General features: G+C 62.7%; 25 protein-coding genes and 1 pseudogene. 10 read left to right on the top strand and 16 right to left on the bottom strand.

The window, feature by feature from the left end; translation table 11 throughout:
• Positions 1-31: 31 nt before the first annotated feature.
• Positions 32-970, bottom strand: coding sequence for a choline ABC transporter substrate-binding protein (locus NCR39_RS22490; protein WP_250454274.1), 939 nt, complete (start codon positions 968-970; stop codon positions 32-34).
• 179 nt (positions 971-1,149) lie between these two features.
• Between NCR39_RS22490 and NCR39_RS22485 the strand changes: the two genes are divergently transcribed.
• Positions 1,150-2,121, top strand: a complete 972-nt coding sequence (locus NCR39_RS22485; RefSeq protein WP_250454273.1) for a GlxA family transcriptional regulator — start codon at positions 1,150-1,152, stop codon at positions 2,119-2,121.
• A gap of 3 nt (positions 2,122-2,124) precedes the next feature.
• On the opposite strand, the gene NCR39_RS22480 is transcribed toward NCR39_RS22485, so the two are convergent.
• On the bottom strand, positions 2,125-3,246 hold the full coding sequence (locus NCR39_RS22480; protein ID WP_250454272.1) for a porin: 1,122 nt from the start codon (positions 3,244-3,246) through the stop codon (positions 2,125-2,127).
• Between the two features lie 319 nt (positions 3,247-3,565).
• On the opposite strand from NCR39_RS22480, the gene betI reads away from it, so the two are divergent.
• The 5 genes and pseudogenes from betI to NCR39_RS22455 form a co-directional block, all read left to right on the top strand.
• The gene (gene betI, locus NCR39_RS22475) at positions 3,566-4,153 is read left to right on the top strand and encodes a transcriptional regulator BetI (RefSeq protein ID WP_250454271.1); all 588 of its coding nucleotides are present in this window, start codon (positions 3,566-3,568) and stop codon (positions 4,151-4,153) included.
• 29 nt (positions 4,154-4,182) lie between these two features.
• Entirely contained in the window at positions 4,183-5,652 is a 1,470-nt protein-coding gene (betB, locus tag NCR39_RS22470; protein ID WP_250454270.1) for a betaine-aldehyde dehydrogenase, read from the top strand.
• An 11-nt stretch (positions 5,653-5,663) separates the two neighbouring features.
• Complete coding sequence (betA, locus tag NCR39_RS22465) at positions 5,664-7,391, top strand: choline dehydrogenase (protein ID WP_250454269.1); 1,728 nt, start codon at positions 5,664-5,666, stop codon at positions 7,389-7,391.
• The gene (locus NCR39_RS22460; RefSeq protein ID WP_250454268.1) at positions 7,388-8,338 is read left to right on the top strand and encodes a choline ABC transporter substrate-binding protein; all 951 of its coding nucleotides are present in this window, start codon (positions 7,388-7,390) and stop codon (positions 8,336-8,338) included. Before betA ends, NCR39_RS22460 begins: the two co-directional genes overlap by 4 nt.
• A 21-nt stretch (positions 8,339-8,359) precedes the next feature.
• Positions 8,360-8,713 (top strand): annotated as a pseudogene (locus tag NCR39_RS22455) (DMT family transporter); the annotation flags it as partial.
• Positions 8,714-8,758: 45 nt separating this feature from the next.
• On the opposite strand, the gene NCR39_RS22450 reads toward NCR39_RS22455, so the two are convergent.
• The 4 genes from NCR39_RS22450 to NCR39_RS22435 form a co-directional block, all read right to left on the bottom strand.
• Positions 8,759-9,118 carry a ribbon-helix-helix domain-containing protein gene (locus tag NCR39_RS22450; protein WP_250454266.1) on the bottom strand — a complete coding sequence of 120 codons (360 nt, stop codon included), beginning with the start codon at positions 9,116-9,118 and terminating at the stop codon, positions 8,759-8,761.
• 113 nt (positions 9,119-9,231) lie between these two features.
• On the bottom strand, positions 9,232-10,815 hold the full coding sequence (locus NCR39_RS22445; protein ID WP_250454265.1) for a GMC family oxidoreductase: 1,584 nt from the start codon (positions 10,813-10,815) through the stop codon (positions 9,232-9,234).
• Positions 10,816-10,870: 55 nt separating this feature from the next.
• A complete protein-coding gene (locus NCR39_RS22440; protein WP_250454264.1) occupies positions 10,871-11,506 on the bottom strand; it encodes a twin-arginine translocation signal domain-containing protein in 636 nt (211 codons plus the stop codon).
• 60 nt (positions 11,507-11,566) lie between these two features.
• Positions 11,567-11,965, bottom strand: a complete 399-nt coding sequence (locus tag NCR39_RS22435) for a VOC family protein (protein WP_250454263.1) — start codon at positions 11,963-11,965, stop codon at positions 11,567-11,569.
• A gap of 357 nt (positions 11,966-12,322) precedes the next feature.
• Between NCR39_RS22435 and NCR39_RS22430 the strand changes: the two genes are divergently transcribed.
• Positions 12,323-13,633, top strand: a complete 1,311-nt coding sequence (locus tag NCR39_RS22430; protein ID WP_250454262.1) for an SGNH/GDSL hydrolase family protein — start codon at positions 12,323-12,325, stop codon at positions 13,631-13,633.
• Positions 13,634-13,717: 84 nt separating this feature from the next.
• On the opposite strand, the gene NCR39_RS22425 is transcribed toward NCR39_RS22430, so the two are convergent.
• Genes NCR39_RS22425 through NCR39_RS22400 form a run of 6 tightly spaced genes read right to left on the bottom strand, consistent with a single transcriptional unit; the run spans position 13,718 to position 19,580 of the window.
• Positions 13,718-14,401, bottom strand: coding sequence for an SDR family NAD(P)-dependent oxidoreductase (locus NCR39_RS22425; protein ID WP_250454261.1), 684 nt, complete (start codon positions 14,399-14,401; stop codon positions 13,718-13,720).
• 13 nt (positions 14,402-14,414) lie between these two features.
• Positions 14,415-15,755 carry an NAD(P)/FAD-dependent oxidoreductase gene (locus NCR39_RS22420; RefSeq protein ID WP_250454260.1) on the bottom strand — a complete coding sequence of 447 codons (1,341 nt, stop codon included), beginning with the start codon at positions 15,753-15,755 and terminating at the stop codon, positions 14,415-14,417.
• Positions 15,756-15,778: 23 nt separating this feature from the next.
• A complete protein-coding gene (locus NCR39_RS22415) occupies positions 15,779-16,576 on the bottom strand; it encodes an amino acid ABC transporter permease (protein WP_250454259.1) in 798 nt (265 codons plus the stop codon).
• 54 nt (positions 16,577-16,630) lie between these two features.
• Positions 16,631-17,443: a substrate-binding periplasmic protein gene (locus NCR39_RS22410; RefSeq protein WP_250454258.1), complete on the bottom strand. Its 813-nt coding sequence runs from the start codon at positions 17,441-17,443 to the stop codon at positions 16,631-16,633.
• Positions 17,444-17,476: 33 nt separating this feature from the next.
• The gene (locus tag NCR39_RS22405; protein WP_250454257.1) at positions 17,477-18,202 is read right to left on the bottom strand and encodes an amino acid ABC transporter ATP-binding protein; all 726 of its coding nucleotides are present in this window, start codon (positions 18,200-18,202) and stop codon (positions 17,477-17,479) included.
• Positions 18,203-18,254: 52 nt separating this feature from the next.
• Positions 18,255-19,580: an NAD(P)/FAD-dependent oxidoreductase gene (locus NCR39_RS22400; protein ID WP_250454256.1), complete on the bottom strand. Its 1,326-nt coding sequence runs from the start codon at positions 19,578-19,580 to the stop codon at positions 18,255-18,257.
• A gap of 149 nt (positions 19,581-19,729) precedes the next feature.
• On the opposite strand from NCR39_RS22400, the gene NCR39_RS22395 reads away from it, so the two are divergent.
• Positions 19,730-20,632: a LysR substrate-binding domain-containing protein gene (locus tag NCR39_RS22395; RefSeq protein WP_250454255.1), complete on the top strand. Its 903-nt coding sequence runs from the start codon at positions 19,730-19,732 to the stop codon at positions 20,630-20,632.
• Positions 20,633-20,642: 10 nt separating this feature from the next.
• Here the strand turns inward: NCR39_RS22395 and NCR39_RS22390 are convergent, their stop codons facing one another.
• Together NCR39_RS22390 and NCR39_RS22385 are read right to left on the bottom strand one after the other, a co-directional pair.
• Positions 20,643-21,035: a cupin domain-containing protein gene (locus NCR39_RS22390; protein WP_250454254.1), complete on the bottom strand. Its 393-nt coding sequence runs from the start codon at positions 21,033-21,035 to the stop codon at positions 20,643-20,645.
• A 2-nt stretch (positions 21,036-21,037) separates the two neighbouring features.
• Complete coding sequence (locus NCR39_RS22385) at positions 21,038-21,631, bottom strand: LysE family translocator (RefSeq protein ID WP_250454253.1); 594 nt, start codon at positions 21,629-21,631, stop codon at positions 21,038-21,040.
• Positions 21,632-21,732: 101 nt separating this feature from the next.
• On the opposite strand from NCR39_RS22385, the gene NCR39_RS22380 reads away from it, so the two are divergent.
• Both NCR39_RS22380 and NCR39_RS22375 read left to right on the top strand, forming a co-directional pair.
• Positions 21,733-22,620, top strand: a complete 888-nt coding sequence (locus NCR39_RS22380; protein WP_250454252.1) for a LysR substrate-binding domain-containing protein — start codon at positions 21,733-21,735, stop codon at positions 22,618-22,620.
• A gap of 161 nt (positions 22,621-22,781) precedes the next feature.
• Entirely contained in the window at positions 22,782-25,046 is a 2,265-nt protein-coding gene (locus tag NCR39_RS22375; protein WP_250454251.1) for a two-partner secretion domain-containing protein, read from the top strand.
• Here NCR39_RS22375 and NCR39_RS22370 read toward each other — a convergent pair.
• Both NCR39_RS22370 and alc read right to left on the bottom strand, forming a co-directional pair.
• Entirely contained in the window at positions 25,020-25,541 is a 522-nt protein-coding gene (locus NCR39_RS22370; protein ID WP_250454250.1) for an ureidoglycolate lyase, read from the bottom strand. The genes NCR39_RS22375 and NCR39_RS22370 overlap by 27 nt on opposite strands.
• Positions 25,538-26,548, bottom strand: a complete 1,011-nt coding sequence (gene alc, locus NCR39_RS22365; protein ID WP_250454249.1) for an allantoicase — start codon at positions 26,546-26,548, stop codon at positions 25,538-25,540. Before alc ends, NCR39_RS22370 begins: the two co-directional genes overlap by 4 nt.
• Positions 26,549-26,558 lie beyond the last annotated feature (10 nt).

The following is a 26,558-nucleotide window of genomic DNA, read 5'->3' as shown; positions in this document are numbered from 1 at the left end:
AACGCATCACCGGTCCGGCCATTCTGAGCATTCAGAGTCCGAGATACTGCTTGACGGCGGGCAGGCCGTCCTTTCCATCGACGGTCTTCACGCCCGCAAGCCATGAATCGAGCAATTGCGGATTGCCCTTCAGATAAGCCTTCGCGGCTTCGGCCGGGCGCTCCTTGTTCATCACCGGCTGCATGAGGCGGTTCTCGAGGTCGGTCGTGAAGTGCAGGTTCCTGACCAGCTTGCCCGCATTCGGGCAGCGCGTGAGAAAGTCCGGGTTCGTCAGCGTGTAGACGCGCGCTTCGCCATAGTTGGGACCGAATACGTCGTCGCCGCCGGACAGATAGTTGATCTTCATCTGGATGTTCATCGGATGCGGTTCCCACGCGAGGAACACCACCGGCTTCTTCTCGCGAATCGCGCGCTCGACCGTCACCAGCATGCCCGCCTCGCTCGACTGCACCAGCTTGAAACCGCCGAGACCGAACTGATTCGTGTCGATCATTTTCTGAATCTTCGCGTTGGCACTGCTGCCCGGCTCGATGCCGTAGATCGTGGCGCCAAGTTCGTCCCTGTGCTTCGCGATGTCCGCGAATGTCTTGATGCCGGCGTCGTATGCATAGGCCGGCACGGCGAGCGTCGCCTTCGCGCCCGAAAGATTCGGCGGCTCGATCTTGTCGATGCTCTTCGCATCGAGAAACGGCTGCACCGCTTTTTCCTGCACCGGCCACCAGTAGCCGAGCGAGACATCGATCTGCTTGCTCTTCAGGCCCGCGAGCGAAATGGGCACCGAAGCCACCGTCGTGCGCGGCGTATAGCCGAGCCCTTCGAAGAGGACGGACGCGAGCGCGGTCGTCGAGGTGATGTCGGTCCAGCCGATATCGACGAAACGCACGGTGCGGCAGGACGCGTCTTCGTCGGCGTAAGCGGCGCTGACCGCGCAGACCGATGCAACGAAAATCGAGAGCAGGCGAAGTTTCATGGTGGGTGACCGTCGAAAGAACGTGAGTAGAAAGTACCGCCGCATTAAAACACCCGAACGACCGATTGCGACTGCGAGTTGACTGCCAGCGACGTCAGGGTTTTCAGGGGCATGCCCGATTGCGCACTGTTTTTGCGCTTGCTACCGTGCAGCATCGCCGCCTGGTGCCCATTCCTTCGATGCCCGTCCCTCAAGACTTCCACTTCCTCGTTCTGCCCCAGTTCTCGTCGATCGGCTTCATGTCGGCGATCGAGCCTTTGCGCGTCGCGAATCGCTTCCGGGGCGAGCTTTACCGCTGGCACATTCTGTCGGTCGATGGCGGGCCGGTCATCGCGAGCAACGGCATTTCGCTGAACGCGGACTGTTCGATCGGCGATGCAGCCGATGCGCGCACGGTCATCGTCGTGTCGGGATTCGAGCCGCTTGCACGGTATACGCGCGGCATCGGCGAGTGGTTGCGGCGGCTGGATCGCGCGGGCGCGACGCTCGGCGGCATCGACACCGGCAGCTTCATTCTCGCCGAGGCGGGTCTGCTCGTAGGCAAGCGCGCGACCTTGCACTGGGAGGCACTGGCCGCGTTCTCGGAACGGTATCCGTCGATAGAAACGAGCCAGGAGCTGTTCGAGATCGACGCGCGGCGCATCACGTGTGCGGGCGGCACGGCGTCCATCGACATGATGCTGGACATCATCGCGCGCGATCACGGCGCGGAGCTTGCCGCGCAAGTGTCGGAGCAGTTCGTGCTCGGGCGCATCCGTCAGCGCAGCGACCATCAGCGCATGAAGATCGCGGCGCGTTATGGCATCCACAATCGCAAGCTGATTCAGGTCATCGGCGTGATGGAGCAGCACATGGAGGAACCGCTGGCGCCGGATGCGCTTGCCGAATCGATCGGCGTCACGCGGCGTCAGCTCGAACGATTATTCTGCTCGGCGCTGAAGGACACGCCGACGCATTTCTATCTGGGCTTGCGGCTCACGCGCGCGCGCGAACTGCTTCAGCAAACCGACATGTCCATTCTCGCGGTCTGCGTCGCGTGCGGCTTCGAATCGCCTTCGCACTTTTCGAGGACGTATCGCGCGCGCTTCAATGCGAGTCCGCGACAGGACCGCAGCGCGTTGCGCGCCGTGGTCACCGCGCGGGCTGCATGATCGCTAGAACGAATGCCGCATGCCGACGCGGACATCGGCCTGCGTGTTCGATGTCGAGGGCGTGAAGCTATAGCCGATGACCGCATCGACGGGACCTGACGCACGCAGATAATCGCCGGAGATGTAGACGTCGGTGCGCTTCGATAACAGATAGTGCAGCCCGAGCGATCCCTGATTCCAGTGATTGCCTTCGAAGCGCGTGTGCTGATAGCCGCCATAGAGCGCGATGTCCGGCCTGAAGTTGTAGGACGCGCCTGCCTCATACACTTTCATGTACGAAGTCACGCCCAGTCCCTTGATGCTCGTCCACGTGAAATTGCCCGACAGCATCAGATTGCCGAGGGTCCACGCGCCGCCGACGGCCAGCGCGCCCTGCTTGTCGGTGGGGAACGCGTTGGTGGCATAGAGATCGGTGCGCGCGCCCGTGACCGGATCGATGGTGACCGTCGGCTGCCCGAGGAAAGTGTGAGCGCCGATCATCGCGTAAGGATCGAACGCATAGATGCCATTCGGATTGTTCAGTTGCGTATAGGCGATGCCGAGGTTGAAGGTATTCGCCGAATAGTGCCCGCCCACGCTCCACGCGCTGTTGCGATGGAAATTGCCCGCTACGTTGCCGAACGAATACATGCCGCCGAACGTGAAGCCGCCATAGTCCCTCGACAGGAACTTGACCGAATTCGGCAAGCGGTCGCCGTTCATGCGGTCGAAGTCGCCCTGATGAATCGCATAGCCGCTCGCCCACGCGGAGATGTTGTACAGATACACGAACTCTTCGGTCATATCGAGTTGATTGCCGAACGATACCTGGCCCCACTCATTGCTTTTCAGGCCGACGTAGGCCTGACGTCCGAACTCCGCGCCGCCGAACGCGTAGCTTCCCGTGCCGAGATGGAAGCCCGATTCCAGCACGAATACCGCCTGCAAACCACCGCCCAGATCTTCCGTCCCACGAAAGCCGATACGGTTGCCGTAGGAGATGCCGTCATCGAACTTGAAGACGTGCGAACCGCCGCTGTTGTTCACATAGGTAATGCCTGCATCGAGAATGCCGTAGAGCGTCACGCTGCTTTGTGCGTGCGACGTTCCCGGTGCAATGGCTGCGGCGAGCGCAAACGCTGTCATGAAGGACAGGCGTCGTGGGGCGTATGGTTTCTTGTGCATCAGCGTGTCCTCTTGTTGTGGGCCGACACGTAAAAGTAAGTTGCCATATACGCGACGGCTCGACTGATTGCGACACAAATCTGCCTACGTGCGACTGTCGATTCATCTCGACCATAGGCATGCTAACCATGAGGCTCACATCAAGGGTATCGCCTGATTTTTATTGATTGACCGTTCAATATAAAAACCGTAGCATGGCCTCGAATGCTCGAAACCCATCGCGCATGCGGACGGTCCGCACATGGATTCGTCTGCTGCGTCATTTGCAAAGGCGAAGGTCATGCCAAAAGTCGGAATGCGGGAAGTGCGCCGCGCACAGCTCATCGATGCCACCTTGCTCACCATCGACGAGGTCGGACTGAATGGAGCCACGCTCGCGTCAGTGGCGCAGCGCGCGAGCATTTCCACGGGCATCGTGAGCCATTACTTCGGCGACAAGGACGGTCTGCTCGAAGCCACCATGCGGCACGTGTTGCGGTCGCTGTGGCAGGGCACGTCGCGCAGGCGCAGGTCCGCGAAGGCCGATCCGCGTTCGAAGCTGCGCGCGGTCGTTGCGGCGAACTTCGATGTCGAGCAGGTCAACGGGCCGGTCATGAAAACGTGGCTCGCGTTCTGGTCGGAAAGCATGCACAAAGACAGCCTGCGGCGTTTGCAGTATGTGAACACGCGTCGTCTCTACTCGAATCTCTGCGCCGAATTCTCGCGCGTGCTGAGCCGCGCCGCTGCGCGCCGTGCCGCGACGGGACTCGCTGCATTGATCGACGGCCTCTGGTTGCGCGGCGCGCTTGCAGGCGGACCTTTCGATACGAAGACCGCATTGCGCGTCTCATACGACTACATCGACCTGATGATTCAGCCGCAAAACTGATCGCATTCATACACACTGGGGAGACAGCCATGCCCGCATTCGAAGAGCAACGGCTTCATATCGGCGGTGAATATGTCGATGCGACCAGCGGCGAAACCTTCAACACGCTCAACCCCGCTTCGGGCGAAACGCTCGCACGCGTGCAGCAGGCGTCGCAGGCGGATATCGACCGCGCGGTTCGAGCCGCGCGAGCGGGCCAGCGCGAGTGGGCCGCGATGACCGCGATGCAGCGCTCGCGCATCCTGCGCCGCGCGGTGGACCTGCTGCGCGCGCGTAACGACGAACTCGCCGCGCTCGAAACGCTCGATACCGGCAAGCCGATTGCGGAAACGCGCGCCGTCGATATCGTCACGGGCGCGGATGTCATCGAGTACTACGCGGGCCTCGCGACCGCCATCGAAGGCGAGCAGATACCGCTGCGCGAATCGTCGTTCGTCTATACGCGGCGCGAACCGATCGGCGTGTGCGCGGGCATCGGCGCATGGAACTATCCCATTCAGATTGCATGCTGGAAGTCCGCGCCCGCGCTCGCGGCCGGCAACGCCATGATCTTCAAGCCGAGCGAGATCACGCCGTTGAGCGCGCTCAAGCTCGCGGAGATCTATGTCGAAGCGGGCGTTCCGCGAGGCGTCTTCAACGTCGTGCAGGGCGATGCCCGCGTCGGCGCCATGCTCGCCACGCATCCCGGCATCGACAAGATATCGTTCACGGGCGGCGTCGAAACGGGCAAGAAGGTGATGGCGTGCGCGGGTGGATCGACGCTCAAGGAAGTGACGATGGAACTCGGCGGCAAGTCGCCGCTCATCGTGTTCGACGATTCGAACCTCGAACGCGCCGCCGATATCGCGATGAGCGCGAACTTCTTCAGCTCGGGCCAGGTATGCACGAACGGCACGCGCGTGTTCGTTCAGCGCGGTGTCATCGAAGCGTTCGAAGCCTTGATTGACGAGCGCGTGAAGCGCATTCGCATCGGCGCGCCCGACGATCCCGACACGAACTTCGGCCCGCTCGCCAGCGCGGTGCAATTGCAGAAGGTGCTTGCGTATATCGACAGCGGCAAGCGCGAAGGCGCGCGACTCGTCGCGGGCGGCGCGCGCCTGACCGATGGCGCATTCGCGCGCGGCCATTACGTCGAGCCGACCGTGTTCGCGGATTGCCGCGACGACATGCGCATCGTGCGCGAAGAGATCTTCGGCCCCGTCATGTGCCTGCTCGTTTTCGACGACGAAGACGAGGCCATCGCTCGCGCCAACGATACCGCCTATGGTCTCGCGGCGGGCGTCGTGAGCGAGAACCTGTCGCGTGCGCATCGCGTGATTCATCGGCTGGACGCGGGCATCTGTTGGATCAATACATGGGGCGAGTCGCCGGCCGAGATGCCTGTGGGCGGATACAAGCAGTCGGGCATCGGCCGCGAGAACGGCATCGTGACCTTGAACGCCTATACGCGCATCAAGTCGGTGCAGGTCGAACTCGGACCGTATCGAGCCGTGTTTTAAGGAGCTTTTCGATGAGCGCGAAGGAATACGACTACATCATCGTCGGTGCGGGATCGGCGGGCAATGTGCTCGCGTCGCGCCTGACCGAAGACGAAGACGTGACCGTGCTGCTGCTCGAAGCGGGCGGCCCGGACTATCGCTTCGACTTTCGCACGCAGATGCCGGCGGCGCTCGCGTATCCGCTGCAAGGACGCCGCTATAACTGGGCCTATGAAACCGAGCCCGAGCCGCACATGAACAATCGCCGCATGGAATGCGGGCGCGGCAAGGGGCTGGGTGGATCGTCGCTGATCAACGGCATGTGCTACATACGCGGCAATGCGCTCGACTATGACAACTGGGCATCGATGCCGGGACTCGAAAACTGGAGCTACCTCGATTGCCTGCCGTATTTCCGCAAGGCGGAGACGCGCGATATCGGACCGAACGAATATCACGGCGGCGATGGCCCCGTTCATGTAACGACGAGCAAGCCGGGAAACAATCCCCTCTTCGCCGCGATGGTCGAGGCGGGCGTGCAGGCAGGCTATCCGCGCACAGACGATCTCAACGGTTATCGGCAAGAAGGCTTCGGCCCGATGGACCGCACGGTCACCGCGAACGGACGGCGTGCGAGCACGGCGCGCGGCTATCTGGACCGCGCGAGGCATCGTGCGAATCTGACGATCGTGACGCACGCCACCGCCGACCGCGTGCTGTTCTCGGGCAAGCGCGCGGTAGGCGTCGCGTATCTGGAAGGCGGCCAGCGCGCGACCGCGCATGTTCGGCGCGAAGTGCTCGTGTGCTCGGGCGCGATTGCATCGCCTCAGTTGTTGCAGCGCTCGGGCGTCGGACGGTCATCGTGGCTGAAGGAACTGGAGATTCCGGTCGTGCACGATCTGCCGGGCGTCGGCGAGAACCTGCAGGATCACCTCGAAATGTACATGCAGTATGCGTGCAAGGAACCCGTGTCGCTCTACCCTGCATTGCAGTGGTGGAACCAGCCCGCCATCGGTCTCGAATGGCTGACGAAGGGGACGGGAGTCGGCGCGACGAATCACTTCGAGGCAGGCGGATTTATCCGCACGCGCGACGACGATCTCTGGCCCAACATCCAGTACCACTTCCTGCCGGTCGCGATCAACTACAACGGCTCCAATGCGATAAACATGCATGGCTTCCAGGCGCATGTCGGATCGATGCGTTCGCCGAGCCGCGGGCGCGTGAAGCTCAAGTCGCGCGATCCGAACGCGCATCCCGGCATTCTCTTCAACTACATGGCCGATCCTTTGGACTGGCGCGAGTTCCGCGACGCGATTCGCATCACGCGCGAGATCATGCGGCAGCCCGCACTCGCGCGCTATCGCGGAGAAGAGCTTCATCCCGGCGACGACGCAGCGAGCGATGCCGAACTCGATGCCTTCGTGCGCGCCAAAGCCGAGACCGCTTATCACCCGTCGTGCTCATGCAAGATGGGCTATGACGATATGGCTGTCGTCGATGGCGAAGGCCGCGTTCATGGCATGCAAGGGTTGCGCGTGGTGGATGCGTCGATCATGCCGCAGATCACGACAGGCAATCTCAACGCGCCCACGATCATGCTGGCGGAGAAGATCGCGGATCGCATTCGCGGCATCGACGCGCTCGATAAAGCCGATACGCCCTATTACGTCGCGGGCCGTGCCGGCAGACGAACGGACGCCTCTGCCGCCAAGACGGCAAGCACGCAGAATCAATTCACTCATCTGGAGCAGCGATGAAACACATCTTGGCCTGGACGGCACGTACCCTTGCAATCGCCAGCAGCTTCGTCGTGAGTGCGCACGCGGCAGACCCCGCGACATGCCGCGCCATTCGCATGGCCGACATCGGATGGTCCGACATCGCCGCGACCACGGGACTGGCCACCAACGTCTTGCAGGGCCTGGGCTATGCGCCTTCGAAGATGATCGCGTCCGAACCCATCACGTTTGCAGGCGTGAAATCGAAACAGATCGACGCGTTCCTCGGCTATTGGTCGCCTTCCATGGACCCGGTCATCGAACCGTTCATCAAGGGTGGAACGATCAAGGTGGTGAATCCGCCCAATCTCACTGGCGCCAAATACACGCTCGCCGTTCCCGATTATGTTTATCAGGCGGGCATCCGTAGCTTTGCGGACATCGCCAAGAATGCGGACAAGCTGCATTACAAGATCTACGGCATCGAGCCGGGGAACGAGGCGAATGGCCTGATCGACAAGATGATCAAGACGAATCAGTTCGGCCTCGGCAAATTCAAGCTCGTCGAATCGAGCGAAGCCGGAATGCTCGTGCAGGTGAATCGGGCGGTGCAGAACAAGGAGTGGATTGTCTTTCTCGGCTGGGAGCCTCATCCGATGAACGTGCGGATGAAGATCAATTATTTGTCCGGTGGCGACGATGTCTTCGGGCCGAATTATGGCGAAGCGAAGGTGTACACGGTGCAGCCGACCGACTACGCTGCGCGATGCCCGAATGCGGCGAAACTATTCGCCAATCTGCGATTCACCACGTCAATGGAGAATCAGATCATGACTCACATCATGGACAAGGAAGACCCGAACAAGGCCACGCTCGACTGGCTGAAAGCGAATCCGTCTGTGCTCGACAGTTGGCTCGCCGGTGTGACGACGCTCGATGGAAAGCCGGGACTGCCCGCGGTGAAAGCCTATCTGGCGGACCACTGAGCGTGTGACAAGCACGTTCCCGCTACCATGACCAACGAAAAGATGTCGGCATATGGAGCGCTCTTCGTAGCGATCCTGCTTGAGATTGCGGGAACGACTTGCCTGCAGAAGTCGGATCAGTTCACGAAACTCGCGCCTACATTCGCCATGGCCGCGTGTTATCTCGGCGCGTTCTACTTCCTCTCCATCGTTCTAAAGACGATTCCCGTCGGACTCGCTTACGCGATATGGAGCGGACTCGGCATCGTTCTGATTTCAACCGTGAGCTTCTTCGTCTTCCGTCAGCGGTTGGACGCGCCTGCCGTTCTCGGTCTCGGCTTCATCGTGGTGGGCGTGGTCATCATCAATGTATTTTCCACTGCGAAAGTGCATTGAACGCGCGTCCGTCTGCTTCGCAAGCTGAAGCTATTCACGCAACGCTTATCCCGCCTTTAGCACGTGCAGATTGGAATCACTGCAGGAGACCGCCGAAGCCGAAGCGACACGCGCATCCGGCTTCGCGACAGGCTTTTTTGCTTCACGCATCGAAAGATAACGCAGACAGCACACGCGCAGAAACGATGCGAAGTTCGTCGGCATCTCACCGCGCAACGCGACGAGTTCGTCATAGAGTTTCGCGGCAAACTGACTGGTCGTCAGATTCTCGAGACCGGCAATTTCCTGCAGCACGTCCCAGAACAGATTCTCGAGCCGGACCGTGGTGATCACGCCGTGAATACGCAGCGAACGAGTGCGCGATTCGTAGAGAATCGGGTCCGCGTTGATATAAACCCCACACATGGCGTCGTCTCCGTGCGTTCAGGTGCCGGGCCCGCGCGGACCCGGCGTCGATTTTCAAAGCTAGCGCAACATGCGGCTCCTAACAATCGGGCATAGTCCGGAGCACGCCGAACCTACACCCGCCGCGCCTTCATTTGCTGCGCGATGTAATCCGCCTGCCGTATCGCCAGCGTGACGATGGTGAGCGTCGGATTCTCGGCTGCGCCGGTGGTGAACTGACTGCCATCGGAAATGAAGAGGTTCGCCACTTCATGCGTCTGACCGTGCGAATTGCACACGCCGTCTTCGGCCTTCGCACTCATGCGCGCCGTGCCCAGATTGTGCGTCGAAGGATACGGCGGCACGATATAAGTCGCCTTCGCGCCCGCCGCCTCGTACACGGCGCTGCCCTGCTTGTAGGCGTGAGCGCGCATCGCTTCGTCGTTCGGATGATCGTCGAAATGCACGTTCGGCACCGGCATGCCGTACTGGTCCTTGACGTCGCTATTCAGCGTGATGCGATTGCTCTCGCGCGGCATGTCCTCGCCGACGATCCACATGCCCGCCGTGTACGCGTATTCGTCCATGACCTGCGTGAAGCTCGGACCCCACGCGCCCGGATCGACGAACGCGGCATAGAACGGCAAGCCGAGCGAAATGGTCTCCATGTGATAGCCGCCCGCGAAGCCGCGCTTCGGGTCGAACTTCGCCTCGTCTTCGATGATGCCCGCCATCGTCGTGCCCTTGAACATCTCGACCTTGTCGTTGAACACGCCGTACACCGAGCCTGTCGTATGCCGCATGTAGTTGCGGCCCACTTGCCCTGAACCGTTGGCGAGGCCATCGGGGAACCTGCTCGAATTCGAGTTGAGCAAGAGACGCGGCGTCTCGATCGAATTGCCCGCCACCGCGACGATGCGCGCCTTCTGCCGCTGTATCTTGCCGTCCTTGTCGAAATAGACGACGCCTGTTGCCTTGCCGCGCGCGTCATGCTCGATCTTCACCACATGCGATTGCGGACGCAGTTCCATGCGGCCTGTCGTCTGCGCGCGCGGAATCTCGGTGTAGAGCGTGGACCACTTCGCGCCCATGCGACAGCCCTGAAAGCAGAAGCCGCGCTGAAAGCAGTGCGTGCGATCGTCGCGCACGGTGCTGTTGATCGCCATGTGGCCCGTGTTGCACTCCTTGTAGCCGACCTTCATCGCGCCTGCCGACATTACCTTGAAGTTGTTGTTGCCGGGAAGGCCCGGCAAGCCGTTGGTGCGCGTGACGCCCATTTTCTTCTCGGCGCGATCGTAGTACGGATCGAGTTCCGCTCGCGTCACGGGCCAGTCGAGCAGGTTGGCGTCCTTGATGTCGCCATACGTGCTTTTGGCCTTGAATTCATAGGGCTGAATGCGCAGGCTCGCGCCCGCCCAGTGCACCGTCGTGCCGCCGACCGTCTTGCAGATCCACGCGGGCAGATTCGGAAAGTCCTTCGCGACGCGCCACGTACCCGATGTCGTGCGCTTGTCGAGCCATGAGAGCTGCTTGAACGCGTTCCATTCTTCCGTCGAAAAATCGCCTTGCGTATGCATCGCGCCGGCTTCGAGCACGACCACGTCGATGCCCTTCTGCGCGAGTTCGTTGGCAAGCGTGCCGCCGCCCGCGCCCGATCCGATGATCACCACGACATGATCGTCGCTGTGTCTGAACTGCACCTTGTTCTCTGCGTACATGAGTGTCTCCCTCATCCGTTGTCCGTTTCCGTTCGATGCCGCGCGAGTCGCGCCTTTAGCCATCTTTCGGGATCGGACCGCTGTCGCCAGCGGGCGGGTCAGGCAGCCACGACAGGTTATTGAAGCCTTGATAGAGATATCCGCCATCGCCCTGCGATGCGCCGTATCCGAAGTGCGCGTAGGCCATCGCGTTGCTGTAGAGCGAAACGACACCCGTGCTTCGCACCGTCTCGAAGAACGGCGTGCCGGCGAGCGCCGCGACGTCCTTTGCCTGCTGATCGGGCGCGCGCTTGCTCCAGTCGGAACCGGCGCCTGCATCGAGCTTCGCGATGGCATCGGCGATTTGCTGGCGCACTGCGGGATCGGCCTTGGCCTTCGCGTCGATGTCCTTCACGGCGAGCGCATACACGGCATCGTCGAGCGTCTTGTGCGGGAAGACCTGCTTCGTGAACGCGAGCAGCACTTCGCCCTGATGCGTATCGAGTCCCTGCAGTTCCAGCGCCCATACGCGGCTCGGCGCGAGGCTCGCGAATATCGACGTGAACGCAAGCGTCCCGACGAGAACGCCCGACCCGCGCAGGAATTCGCGGCGCGTCAGTGCGATTCTCGGCGACGCGGATGGTTGGGCATGACTGTGCTGACCGTCGTGCGCGCGAGCCGGCGCAACGATCGGGATGATCGTGTCTCGCATGTCTCTCTCCTTGTGGGGTAACGCTCCAGCTTATGTATGGCGTCTCTTTTTTAGCGTGTTTTATTCGTAATGCCCGTGACGCTCGAGCACTTCGATCTTGTATCCGTCGGGGTCAAGAATGAAGAAGAAGCGCGCGATGAGTTGCCCATCGTCGCCCTTGAATTCCTTCAGGTCGAGCGGCTCCATGCCGAGACCGATCAATCGTTCGCGTTCCGCCTTCGCATCCTCCACGCTCACGGCGATATGACCGTAACCGTCGCCGTGCGTATAAGGCTCGCTGCGCCCTTTGTTCCAGGTGAGTTCGAGTTCGGTCGCGGTTTCATCGTTGCGCAGATACGCGAGCGTGAAGTCCGGAAAGTCCAGCCGATGCGCGACGCCCAGTTGCAACGCGTCCTGATAGAAGCCCAGCGACTTGTCGAGGTCGCGCACGCGGATCATCGTGTGAATCAGTTTCGACATGGGTTCGTTCCTCCTTTCGCTGCCAAGTGTAGGAGCGCGCCCACGCGCCGGGTAATGGCCGGTTAAATAGGGACTAGGGCTTGTACTAGGGACGGTGTAATCCCTACCGGATCGGGCAGCGCGTTGCGTCGCCGCATGAAAATTACAAGGCTTTCACTCGTGTATATGGTTGAAGCGAAGGCGGCTTCTCTTTCGAGTGGCTCGACACACGCTTGCAAGGACATATTTTCCGCCCCGTGTTCGTCAGGCAATCGCATGCGGGTAAACGATCTTTGTGGAAGTAAGTCCGTCATCCATATTTTCATTCGGTGTCCGACCGATTCCCGGCGCGACCGACAACGAGTCTGGAGAACACGAATGCGAAACCGTTCACTACCGAGGCTGTTTGCGCGCGCCGTCGCACCGCTGTTCGCGATTGCCGCGCTGCTCGCCGCGCCCGCTTCCTTCGCGCGCGATCAGGGAGACCGCGATCCGAGCGATGGATGGCTATCGACGTGGACCGCAAGCGCGGACCGCAACAACAACGCCACGACGCCGCAGAACTTCGATGCCGCGACCACCATCCGGCAGATCGTGCACACGAGCGTCGGAGGCAATCAGGTGCGCGTGCGGCTGACCAATGAGTTCGGCCAGTCGCCGGTCACCGTTGGCCCCGTGCATATCGCGGTATCGGCGGGCGGATCGAAGATCTATCCGAACACGGACAGAACGCTGACCTTCGGCGGCAAGACCTCGGTCACGCTCTATGCCGGCGCACCGATACTTAGTGATCCTTTGGATATCACCGTGGGTCCGTTCGCCAATCTCGCGATCAGCCTGTTCCTGCCGCAGGCGACGAAACTCGAGACCGTCCACCAGCTTGCGGTGCAGAACGCCTATGTATCGAGCGGCGACAACACGGCATCGCCCGACCAGCCATCGCCGAAGAAGTACACGAACCGCTTCTACCTGTCGGGCGTGCTCGTCAACACGCGTGGACGCACCGATGCCATCGTCGCATTCGGCGATTCCATCACGGATGGCTACGCCTCGACGGTCGATGCGAATCGCCGCTGGCCGGATAATCTCTCGCAGCGGCTCAACAGCGGACAGTCGCGCCACGGCACGGCCATTCTCAACGAAGCGATCAGCGGGAACAGAGTGCTGAGCGATGGCGCCGGCATCAGCGCGCTTGCACGCTACGACCGCGACGTACTGAGTCAGCAAAACGTCAAGTGGGTGATCATGCTGGAAGGCATCAACGATATCGGCTGGCCGGGCACGGCGCTCGATCCATCGGCGCCTCAGGCCACGGCGGAAGGGATCATCGACGGCTATAGGCAGATCATCGCGCGCACGCATTTGCGGGGCATTCGCATCATGGGCGGCACGCTCACGCCGTTCCGCAATGCACTGCAGGGTACGCCGAACGAAGGCTATTACACGTCTCAGAAGGAAGCGGTGCGGCAGGCCGTCAACAACTGGATTCGCAATAGCCGCGAGTTCGATGCCATCGTGGATTTCGATGCCGTGATTCGCGATCCCGCGCACCCGATCTCGATGCAGGCGCAATACGATAGCGGCGATCATCTGCATCCGAACGACGCCGGCTACGTTGCAATGGCGAACGCAATCGACCTGTCGGTGCTGCGCGCGTGGGACAGAGACAGGGACAACGACGGACATTGATCCGCTCTTGCATCGTCCGCGATGAGAAGAAGGCCGTGCGATGAGCGCGGCCTTTGTCTTCGCCCGATATAGCGAAAGCCCCCGCTATAACGTCTCCTCATACCGGCAATTGACGAGCAGTTCCGCCACGCTCGCCGTATTCGGCAACTCGATGGTATTCGCCACCAAAAGCGCCAGGTCTTGCGGCTGCGTCATCGCCATCGGTTCGATATCGGCGATGCCGGCGGCCATGTCGGTATTCACGAAGCCGGGACATACCGCGGTCGCGCGCACGCCATCGTCCCAGCCCGCGCGGCGCACCGCATGGGTGAGCGCCACCATCGCGTGCTTCGACATCTGATAGCCGACGTTCAGGTTCTTCACGCGCTTGCCGGAAAGCGACGCAAGCTGCACGAAGCGTCCGGCTCCCGCGCGGCGCAGATGCGGCAGCGCCGCCTGCACGAGCCGGAAAGGCGCGTTCACGTTGATCTCGAAGGTCTCGGTCAGAAGCGCATCGGTGCCGGTATCGAAGTCGATCATGCGGCAGATGCCCGCGTAGCTCACCAGCACGTCGATGCGGCCGAAGCGCGCGATCGTCGCATCCACCCATGCGCGGGCGGCGTCGGGATCGCGCGCCTCGTAGCGATGCAGGAATGCATCGGGCACGCCATCGCAGGTGCTCGTATCGCGCAAACCGAGCGACAGCCTGTAGCCGCGCCTCGCCAGTTCCAGCGCAATCTCACGTCCGATGCCGCGGCTCGCGCCCGACACCATCGCCACTTTATCCATATGCCCTCGCGTATCAGAAGCCCGCGTCGATGGTGATCTTCGAGCCGTCGCTGAAGCGCTCGAGACGGAACGCGTGCGGATCGACGAGCGGTGCGTCGCCGTTCACGAGGTCGGCCATCAGTCGGCCCGCGCCCGGACCGATGCCGAAGCCGTGTCCCGAGAACCCGGTGCCGATGAACATGCCCGGCACGCGCGCCACGCCGGAGATGACGGGAATCGCGTCCGGCGTCACGTCGATATATCCGGCCCAACGCTGCGCGATGCGCGCGCCCGACAACTGCGGAAACGCTTCGGTAAAGGCCTTGAGACCTTTGTCGACGTAGGGCACCACAGGGTCCGGATCGAGCGTGCGGACATGCTCGAAAACCGTCGATTCGTTCAGCGCCCAGCGGCGCGGCCGCTTGAGTTCGTCGAAGAAACGCTTGCCGATGTGAATCTGCAGCGCGCCCATCTGGCTCTTCAATGCTTCGATGTATTTGAAGAAGAGGCGGAAGGAATCGGGCGTGAGATCAGCGTGCGTGCGCATGCCATACGCGACCGTGTAGCCGCCGTCCGCGCGCTTGCGAAACGCGAATTCCTCGTTATTGGCGCTGCATGTGGGACCGCCTTCGAGCGGCTCGGTGCGCAGCACGGACGCACGCGTGAGCAGTTGCGGCAGTTCCACGCCGAGATTGCCGCAGAAATAGCGCGTCCATGCGCCGCCCGCCACGACCACCGCATCGCAGCGAATCGTTCCGTGTTCGGTGACGACCGCGCTCGCGCGACCGCCGCTCGTCTCGATGCCGCGCACCGCGCACGGCGTGAGAATGCTGACGCCTTTGCGACGCAGCGCATTGGCGATGGCGGGCGCGGCTTTTTGCGGTTCCGCGCGCGCATCGCCCGGCGTGAAGATGCCGCCCTTGCACGTCTGCGTCGCGCCGGGCAGCAGCCGCGAGATGTCATGCGTGTCCACTTCGCGCGTGTCGAAGGCATCGTCGCCGGCTATCTCGCGAGCGCGCTTCAACCAGTCACGATGACGTTCGAGCACGGCGTCATCGTTCGATACATACAGGATGCCGCACTGGTTGAAGCCCGTGTCGATGCCGAGCTTCTTGTCGAGCGTGCGCCAGATCTTGAGGCTTTCTATGCTGAGCAGGAATTCGCGGGGATCGCGCCTCGTCACGCGCACCCAGCCCCAGTTGCGGCTCGACTGCTCGCCCGCGATATGCCCCTTCTCGCACAACGCGACGGACAGCCCTTTTTCATGCAGCGCAAGCGCCGTCGATACGCCGATGATGCCGCCGCCGATCACGACCACATCGGCGCGTTCGGGCAGCTTGATATCGTCGGCGACGGTGTCGACTTTAGGACCCATGGTTTTCTTTGTCGAAGTGAGAGTTACGGACGACGCTCGGCCACGGCCGCCGTCTGCGATTGCAGCGCTTCTTCAGCGCGCACGTTGCGTGCGGCGCGCGATGTCTTCTGCTGGCGCGCGGCGGGATTGATGAAGCGGTTGGTCCAGCGGTCCAGATGATTGATCGCGTGCGTGAGCGGCACGGTGATGAGCAGATACACGGCGCCTGCCGCGACGAGCGGCGACAGGTTGGCCGTGTTGACCGCCGCGTTCTGCCCGATGGTGAACAGGTCGCGCTGCGAAGTGAGCAGCCCGAGAAAGTACACGAGGCTCGAATCCTTGACGATGGAAATGAACTGATTCGCGAGCGCGGGCAGAATGCGCCGCACGCCCTGCGGCACGATCACATGACGCATGCCGCTCCAGTACGTCATGCCGAGCGCCTGACATGCCGACATCTGTCCGCGTCCGACGCTCTGAATGCCGGAGCGAAAAATCTCCGCGATATACGCCGACGAAACGAGCGCCAGCGCGACGATTGCAAGCGGATATGGATTCGGCCCGAACAGCGAGAGTCCGACCGGCGCGAGCCCCTGCCCGACCACGAGGATGACCAGCGCGGCGGGCAGGCCGCGGAAGACATCCACGAAGACGCGCACGGGCCAGGTCAGCCAGCGCGTATGCGATACGGCGCACAGCGCCAGCGCCATGCCTGCCACGATGCCGAGCGCAGTCGAGATCACCGACAGGATCAGCGTGTTGACGAGACCGGTGCCGATCAGCGACGGCAGCGATTCGACGAGCAGCGGCCAATCCAGGAAGTTCTGCAGGAATGCATTCATGAGGACTCTCTCCTTGCGCGTGACGAGGCGTGACGAAGCAACAATGGCGGGCGGTTACTTCATCGCATACGGCGGCATCGGATCAGGCTTCGGATAGCCGGGATTGAACTGCTGATAGAGCTTGAGCCACGTGCCGTCCGCCACCAGTTCGCCGATGGCCTTGTTCACCGCCGCTTCGAGCTTCGCGTTGCCCTTGCGGATAGGGAAACCGGCGGGCAGATTCGAAGCGGAGATGTCGAGCTTGTCGGCGAGCTTCAGGTCCGGATACTTCCCTTGCAGCCCTTCGAGCAAGGTCTTGTCGATGAAGTAGCCGTCGATGTACTTGTTGCGCAGCGCGAGAAAACCCGCGTTGATATTCGGAAAGCGGACGATCTGCGCGCCCGGCAGATAGCTCTGCGAATACGTGTCCTCGATGGTCCCCTGCACCACGCCGATGCGCTTGTCCTTCACCGACGCCATGTCCGCGCCGATCGTGCTGTCCGGCAGCGTGCCGACGCTCAATAGACCCGTCAGATAGCCTTCCGAGAAATCGACCATCTTCAGGCGTTCCTTCGTGATCGAGATCGAACCCGCCGCAAGATCCACCTGTTGATTCGCCACGCTCGGCAAGAGACCCGCGAAGTCCTGCGCGCGAAAGTCGGCGGTGAGCCCGAGCTTCGCGGCGATGGCGCGCACCAGCTCAACGTCGAAGCCCGTCATCTTGCCGTTGTCGATATACGAGTACGGCTTGTTGTTCGCATCGACTCCGGCGACGATCTTGCCCAGCGTCAATGTGCCGACATCATCGGCGGCGTGCGCGGCGGTCGTCGCGCCGACCAGGAACGACGCGGCCACCGCGAGATGGCGTGCGAGACGAAGTAATCGCATGGTGAGGCTCCCTTGTATTGGACAGCGGTTGGATCAATGCAGGATGCGCGAGAGAAAGTCTCTCGCGCGTTCTGAGCGCGGACGCTCGAAGAAGGCTTCGCGCGTATCGTCTTCCACGATGACGCCGCGGTCCATGAACAACACGCGGTCGGCCACGCGCTTCGCGAAGCCCATCTCGTGCGTGACGCACAGCATGGTCATGCCGTCCTGCGCGAGCGTGGTCATCACGTCGAGGACTTCGTTGACCATCTCGGGATCGAGCGCGGAAGTCGGCTCGTCGAACAGCATGGCGACGGGGTCCATCGAAAGCGCCCGCGCAATCGCCACGCGCTGTTGCTGCCCGCCCGACAATTGCGCCGGATATTTGTCCTCGTGACCGCTCAAGCCCACGCGACGCAACAGCGAGCGTGCGCGCTCGGCGGCCTCGTCGCGCGCGCGGCCGAGCACGTTCATCTGCGCGAGCATCAGGTTGCGTTGCACCGAGAGATGCGGAAAGAGTTCGAAATGCTGAAACACCATGCCGACGCGCGCCCGTAGCCGCGAAAGATTCGCGCGCTTCGCCGTCACGTCGATGCCGTCCACGACGATCTGCCCGCTCTGCACCGCTTCCAGCCCGTTGACGGATTTGATGAGCGTGGACTTGCCGGACCCGGACGGCCCGCAGATCACGACCACTTCACCGCGCGCGATGCTCGCCGTGCAGTCGTTCAACACGCGATTGCCGCCATACCATTTCGACACCTTGTTCAGCTCGATCATCACGGCTCCTTTCAATACTTCGACATCCTAACTGCATGCGCTTGCGATCGCTTCAAGAAAGCGCTGCTCGCACACGGCCGTGCCACATATCGCCGATGCGGTACAGCGCACTGCCGACAGGCACCGCGAGCGTGCTGGCCATTCCCGCGCCGGAAAGAGGAAACGCGCCTTCGCCGAACGCACCGACATCCTGCTCGACGCCGACCATGTGCTTGCCGATGCGATGCCCGAGGTAACTCATCAGCGCCACGCCGTTGCCGTTGCAGCCGAGCGCGTAATGCACGCCGTCGTGCTGGCCGACGTGTGCGAGCCTGTCGCCGGTCATCGCGACGAAGCCTTTCCACGCATGCGTGACGCGCACATCGCGCAGCGCGGGCCACAACTGCACGAGCTTCGCGTACAGCCGCCGCGCGGCCTCGCGTTCGTCGATCTCGCGGATGGCGGGCCGCGACCCGAAGATCATGCGCGTTCCGTCCGGCGACGGGCGCGTGTAGAAGAGATTGCGCTTCGAATCGCTGATCATGCGGCGGCCCGGATTGAGCACGTTCATGAGGCCTTCGGGCAGCGGCTCGGTGGCGATCTGATAGCTCGCGACCGGCAACACGCGGCGCGAAAAGAACGGCAGCAGCGGACCGGTATAGCCGTTGGTGGCGACCAGCACCTGCCGTGCATCGAAGACGCCGCGCGCTGTATGCACGCGAAAGCGCGCATTTCCCGTTCGTTCGATGCGCTGCACCGCTGCGTGCGAATGCAGCGTCGCGCCGCGCCGCCGCGCGAGATCGCGCAACGCACGATGATATTTCGCGGTATGCAGCCCGCCGTATTCATCGACGAGAATGCCGCCGTAGTAATAGTCGGAACCGATGATGCCGCGCTGCGCATCCCGCTCGATCACATGCACCGTGACGCCGGTCTTGTCGCGCAACAACTGACCCTGGCGGCGCAGCACGTTGAAATGCGCGGGCGTATACGCGCCGAAGAAGCGGCCGGTGATACGCAGGTCCGCGTCGAGCGATTCGTCGGCGATGATGCCTTTGAGATAGTCGAAGCTCGCCATCGACTCCTGCATGAGCCGCGTGAGACGTTCGGCGGACACGCCGCGAATGGCGTTGGTCAGCGCGAGCTTCTGGCCGCTCGACACCATGCCGCCGCTGCGCGTGCTGCCGCCCGCGCCGATCTCGGCGGCATCCAGCACCGCGACGCGCGCGCCATGCTTCGCGGCCTCCGCCGCCGCCGACAGCCCGCAATATCCGCTGCCGACGATCGCCAGGTCCACGTTCGCGGGCAAAGGCTCGGGCGCGGCCTCGGGCGGTGCAGCATCCCACCAGTACGGGGTGCAGCGGAAGGTTTCGTGAAACAGCAACGCATCGGGACGCATGGACTCAACCCTGTTCGCTTGATTCGAGTCCAGTGTCGCCCTCGCAAATCATCCGGTCAAATAGCGCCAAAAACGGCTTCTATTCATTTCTGATATGGCAAGCTGACGGCTTCGGCCGATGTTTGCGCGGCCCACGCCCGGAGAAAACGATGAATCTCAGGCAGGTCGAGGCGTTTCGGCTGGTCATGTTGCGCGGTTCGATGACGGCCGCCGCCGAAGAACTCGGCACATCGCAACCGAGCATCAGCCGGTTGATCGCGGAGCTGGAAGCCGCGACGGGATTGACACTGTTCGTGCGCAACGGCGGACGCATTCACGCCACCGATGCGGGCAGCGCGTTCTATCGCGAGGTGGATCGCAGCTTCGTGGGCCTCGAGAAGCTGCAGCATTCGGCGCGCGAGATTCTCGAACTCGGCAGTGGACGGCTGCGCATCGTGGCGGCGCCGGTGCTCGCGCTGTCGTTTCTGCCTGCCGTGATCGCGCGTTTCGCGGACGCCCATCCGCGCGTCGCGGTATCGCTCGAAATGCGCAGCGAGAGCACGATCCAGCGCTGGGTGTCGTCGGGACATTGCGACGTAGGCTTCGCGACCACCACGCCCGATGCGTTCGGCGTGACGAGCGTGGAACTCTACGAACTCGCGGGGCTATGCGCGTTGCCCGCACATCATGCGCTCGCGTCGCGCACGCGGATTCGCGCGGCGGACTTGCGCGGCGAGCGGCTCATCCTGCCTTCCTATGCGGACGATACGCGCGCAGCGCTCGATCGCGCGCTGCGTCCGGCGGGCGCGGATCAGGTGCCGGCAATCGAGACGCCGTATGGCGCGACCATCTGCGCGCTCGTGACCCGCGGCGCGGGCGTGGGCATCGTCAATCCGCTCGCGACCGTGGATGCCGATCCGGCGCGCATCGTGTTCCGGCCGTTCGCGCCGGAGATTTGGTTTCGCGGCTTCACGCTTTATCCGCAGACGCCGCGCGGCAATCCGGTGGTCGGCGCGTTTCTCGAACTCGTGCATGAAGAGATGGCGGCGTTGAAGCCGGGCAAGCGCATTTGAGCCGCCATCCTCATCGCGATTGACGCAACTGCTCCTCGATCGACTTCGTGAGCGGCGACTCGGCGTCTCCCGTGTGCTTCGTCTGCACGGGCTCGATGAGCACGATCCAGCATTCCTCGTCCGCGACCGGATTATGCAGCGTGCCGCGCGGCACGACGTGCATGGAACCGGCAGGCAGATCGACGACGCGGCCGCCTTCGTACTCGATCGCAAGATGCCCGCGCACGACGAAGAACAGCTCGTCTTCATGCGCGTGGTCGTGCCACACGAGCTGGCCGCGCACCTTCGCGACCTTCACGTACTGATCGTTGACCTGCGCGACGACTTTGGGCGACCAGTAATCGGAGACATCGCTGAATGCGGCTTCGAGATTGAACGATTCGGCAAACGGAAAAACGGACATGATCAACTCCAGATAGACACGATGGATGCCGCGAGCAGCGCGCCCATCGCAAGATTGAGAATGCGCCAGTGACGCGGCGTTCGAAGCGTTTGCGCAAGCAGTGCGCCGAGCGCGCACCACAGCGCGAGCGATGCGCACGCCGACACGCCGAAGGCCGCGCCGAGCAGCATCGCGAGCCGATGCGGACTGTCCGCGATGAGCGCGAACGACGCCGCCGCGCCGACGGTCATCGCCCAGCTTTTGGGATTGAGCCACAAGAGCAGCATGCCATTGACGAACGTGACCGGCTGCGCGGGACCGCCCGCCGCGTTGGGCGGGCCGCTTCGCGCCACGCGCCATGCGAGCCACAGCAGGTACGCGGACCCGAGCGCCTTCACGATGGTTTGCAGCGCGGGCATCGCCAGCAGAATGCCGCCGAGTCCCAGTGCGGCGACGGCTGCAAGCAAGGCCAGCGCGATCGCGATACCGAGCATCAGCGGAATCGAGCGGCCGAAGCCGAAGCGAGCGCCCGATGCAGTGGCGAGCGTGGTCGCGCCGCCGGGCGTGATCGTCGCGACGACTGCAAAGAGAAAGAGCGGAAGGTTCGGCGATGCCATCGGTGCGCAAGCGAGTACGGGAGACATGCACTGTACTGATGGCCGCCGCATCAGCAAAACCAATAATATTGATGCCACGCATTACGCTGCATAATGCGTGCATGCCTCGAAACCTCGACCTCGATCTGATCCGCACGTTCGTCACCGTCGCCGATAGCGGCAGCATGACGGTGGCCGCGAATCGGCTGCACATGACGCAAGGCGCCGTGAGTCAGCAAGTCAAACGCCTCGAAGACGTGCTCGACTGTCTCCTCTTCGTGCGCAAGACACGCAAGCTGGAACTCTCGCGTCAAGGCGAAACGTTCCTCGTCAAGGCACGCCAGTTGATGCGCCTCAACGACGAAATATGGGCCGACATGACCGGGCAGTCCTTGAGCGGCAGCCTTCGCGTCGGTGTGCCCTACGACCTCGTGACACCGCTCGCGCCGGCGATGAAGGCGTTCGCCGAAGCGCATCCGCATGTCGAGATTTCGCTGGTGTGCGGTGCATCGCCGGAGTTGCGCGAAGCGCTGAATAACGGACACGTCGATGTATCGCTGATCGAATACGTCGCGAGCGAGGCCGAAGGCGAAGTGATTCGCGTCGAGCCGCTCGTCTGGGTGACGGGTCGCGGCAGCGACGCGCGGCTCAAACGGCCGTTGCCGCTTTCGATGGTCGATGAACGCTGCGCATTCCGTCCCGTCGTGCTCGGCGCGCTCGCGGACGAAGGCATCGCGTGGCGCACGGTGTTCGAGAGCGGCAACATCGAAGCCACCGCCGCCACGGTGCGCGCCGGCCTCGCCATCACCGCATGGCTCGTCTCGACGGTGCCGGCAGACCTCGAAACGCTCGCGCCTCATGCAGCCGGCTTGCCCGCGCTGCCGCCCTTCGCCATCTGCCTGCAATTGCCGAAGTCGGTACAACCCGCCGCGATGGAGTTCGCACGCTGCGTGCGCGAGTCGATGTCGGACGGCGCTGGTGCTCTCGGCCAGTTCGCAAAAGTCGCGTGACGTGGCTTTGGGCCAATTGCACTGCAGCATCGAAATACTCATATCCCGCTTTCGTTTTGTTCTAAAAATGTAAGTAACGGCACAGCGAATTCGGAGCGGGTATGCGTGGCGCCAAGGCAAACATTCACTTTGATGCGGCGTTCGTTGCTCTCGTCTCGGCGATGATTCAACATGCCGCGCTCGCTGCGGGACCGCTTCCGCAAGATGGCCGCTTCGTCGCCGGCGCGGGGTCCATCACCACGTTCAGCAATGGCGTCAACATCGCGCAGACCACGCCGCGCGGCGTCATCGACTGGCGCAGCTTTTCCATCGGCAACGGCAACACGGTCAGCGTGTTCAACGGCACGGGCGCCACATTGAGCCGCGTGAGCGGCACCGAGCGTTCGTTCATCGACGGCAAGCTCACCGCGACGGGCAGTCTCTATCTCATCAATCCTCAAGGCGTGGTGATCGGATCGAACGGTGTCGTCACCACGGGAGGGCGCTTCGTCGCTTCCGCGCTCGATACCGACAACGCCAGCTTCATGAACGGCGCATCGCTAAATATGACCGGATCGAGCGATGCCGTGGTCGTCAATCTCGGCAAGATCGCATCCACTGGCGGCGATGTCTTTCTCATTTCGCGCAAGCTCGTGGAAAACCGGGGCGATATCGATGCGCCGAAGGGGTCCGCCGAACTCGCGACCGGCTCTCGAATGCTGCTGAAGGACTCCGCGACGGGCCCGCAAGTCTTCGTCCAGGCGGGCACGCGTGGCGATGTGGTGAACAAGGGCGTCATCGAAGCGGCGCAGATCGATCTTCGCGCGGCGGACGGCAACGTATTCGCGCTTGCCGGAGAACATGCCGATCTCCGCGCCACCGGCACGGCAATACGCAACGGCAAGATATGGCTCATCGCGGATCGCGGCACGGCGCATATTCATTCGGATGCCGAAGCATCTAACGCGGACGGCACAGGAGGCACGGTCATCACGACCGGCGACACGCTTCATCTCGACGATGCCGCGATCACCGCGGCATCGTGGAACATCAGCGCGCCTGTCTTCAACGCGGGGCCGCTCAATTCGGCGACGCTCGCGCGCAATCTGTCGAAGGGCACGTCCATTACCGTCAACGCGACGGGCGCACACGGCACCACCGGCGACATCGATATGCAAGGCCCGGTGCGCTGGAACGGCAATGCATCGCTCACGCTGAACGCGCTGCATAGCGTGACGCTCGAACCGCTCGCCGTGCTTGCCAACACGGGCGCGGGCAAGCTCACGTTGCGCGCGGATTCCAACGCAAACGATAACGGCGGCAGCGTGACGAATCGCGGCGTCATCGACTGGTCGAAGGGAACGGGCATCGTCTCGGTGTTTTATGACATGAACGGCACCTACACCGCAGGCAAGGTGATGCAAAACGCCGCGTGGAAGGCAGCGCCGTTCAGCGGCCTCGTCACGCAATACACGCCTTACTATCTCGTCAATTCGAACGCGGACCTGATGAAGATGGGCGACAACCTCGTCGCCAACTACGCGCTCGGGCGCGATCTGGATCTTTCCGCCGATGCAGGCAAGATCAACGTGATCGGCGGCGGCGTCGCGCTATCCGGACAGTTCGACGGCATGGGCCACACCATCAGCCATTTCAACGGCTATCAATCGGGAACGGAGCCCACGTATGTGGGCCTATTCGGTGCGATCTGGTACTCAGGCGTCGTGCGCAATCTCGGCCTTATCGATTCGAGCGCGACGGGGTCGTTCAACACACCTGCGGGCATTCTCGCCGGACTCAATCGCGGAATTGTTTCGCACGTATACACAACTGGATCGGCGGGTTCGCCCGACGTGCCGGGACCGGCTGGCGGCGGACTCGTCGCGCAGAACGACGGCACCATCGAGCGATCGTGGAGCAGCGCCACCGTCGGCAGTCAGGGCGACTTCGGCGGCCTCGCCGGCATCAATAACGGCAAGATCGTGCAGTCCTATGCAACCGGCGTCGTGTATGGCGGATCGCATTCGGAAGGCGGCGGTCTCGTCTCGCAGAACAACGGTTCGATCACGCAGTCGTACGCAGCGGGCAGCGCGCAGATGTATTACGCAGGCGGTCTCGTGCTGGACAACAATGCCACCGGCACCATCGGCGAATCGTTCGCGACGACGCAGATCGTTCCGCAAGGCCCGCCCGATCTGAAAGGCGGCGTGGCGTTCTCGAATGCGGGCAGCATCGCGAACAACGTCTACTGGGACACGACGATGACCACGGCCACAAACTCCGTCTACGGCGGCACCGCGCTGCCCGCCGCGAACGGGCTGGCCACCGTGCAGATGCGCACGGCATCGAGCTTCGACGCAAGCTGGGACTTCGGTCCGAACGGAACGTGGGTCATTCCGGCGGGCGCGCAGCATCCGGTCCTACGCTGGCAACTCGACGGCCAATGAAGCCGATGCCACAAGCTGGAATGCGTCCGGCAACGCGATCTCATCGCAATTCGGCTGTTCGCCGCCGCGATCCACGACGATGAAATCGCCCGGCGTATCGAGCACGATCAACGGGTGATGCCACACGCCGCGCGCATAGTTCACGCCTTGCCAGCCGCGCACGTAGAAAGCGCGCATGTTCGCCGCATCGAATTCGCCCGCAGGCGCGACGACCACGAGATACCGCACGTCGCCGAGCGGCACGAACGCCTGACTGCCGAGCGGATGCCGCTCCATCATCGTGATCACGACGGGCTGCGCACGCGGCTGTCCGCGAAACACGTTGATGAGCGGACGCCCGCCGCTCTCGAAGCCGATGTCCACGTTGGCGAGATCGTGAAAGCGCTCGGTCGTGCCCGCGTTGATCGGAAAATGGCGTGCGCCTTCGAGCGCGATGACGTCGCCGAACGGAGCGAACGCCTCGCGCGTGAGCGGCTCCAGCGTGAGCGATTTCATTCGATCTCTCCAAAGATGCGCAGCCGCGACACGCCGCCGTCCGGATACATGTTGAAGCGCACGTGCGTCACGGGACCGAGCACGGCGATGTCCTTCTCGAAGCGATGCACGCTGTCCATCGAGAGCTTCTGTTCATCGAGCAGCACGGGCCAGAACATGGCCTGCGTCACGAGCGATTCGTCCGTGCCGCCCTCGACGCGCGCCGCCTGCAGCGAGCAGCCGTCCGGATAATTGCCCTTGAAGTGCGCGGTATCGACTTCGATTGCGCGGATGACGCCGGGATGCGCCAGCGCGACGATCGCCCAGTCGTTGCCCGGCTCGCGTCGGCGGCGCGTTTCCCAGCCGTCGCCCATGTTCACGCCGCGCCCCGGCATCAGCATTTGCGACGCCGGACCGAAGTGCTGATTGTTCGCCGCGACGAGATACGCGCCGTTTTCGATGGCCGCGAGATCGAGCAGCGTGCCGCGTTCGACGCGCGAGAAATCCGTCTTCGGCTGGCCATACACACGCAGCCGCGCGATGCCGCCATCGGGATAAATGTTCACGCGCAGATGCGTGTACGCGCGCGTATCGGCGAGTTCGAGATAGTGATGACGATTGCCCTGCAACGTCGTCGAAGGCACGATCGCGCGCCAGTCGCCATCGTGTTGCGGATCGGCGCTTTCGCTGAAGCATGCGTCGATGGAAGCGGCCGGCGGAAAGTTGCCCGTGAAGTGACTCGTATCGATATCGATGCCGTGAATCACGCCCGCGCGCGCCAGCTTGACGATGCAGTAGTCGTAGCCCGTCGTGCGCTTGCGGCGCGTCTCCCAGCCGTCCATCCACTTGCCGTGTTCATCGTATTTGCCGGGAATGAACACCGCCGGCTGCGGTTCCAGCATGCGGTCTTTAGGCGCGAAGAATTCGTCGGTGGCGAAGATCGCTTGCGCGCCGAGACGCGGGTCCGCGAGATTCATGTAGCGGCGGGTGAAAGCGGGAGCGTCTGCGTCGAGAATGGGATTGGCCATGTTACGTCTC

The organism is Caballeronia sp. ATUFL_M2_KS44 (genome assembly GCF_023630965.1).
GTDB classification, from domain to species: domain Bacteria; phylum Pseudomonadota; class Gammaproteobacteria; order Burkholderiales; family Burkholderiaceae; genus Caballeronia; species Caballeronia concitans.
Note: the sequence above shows the minus strand (reverse complement) of the source record. Positions and strands in the feature narration are given on the sequence as shown.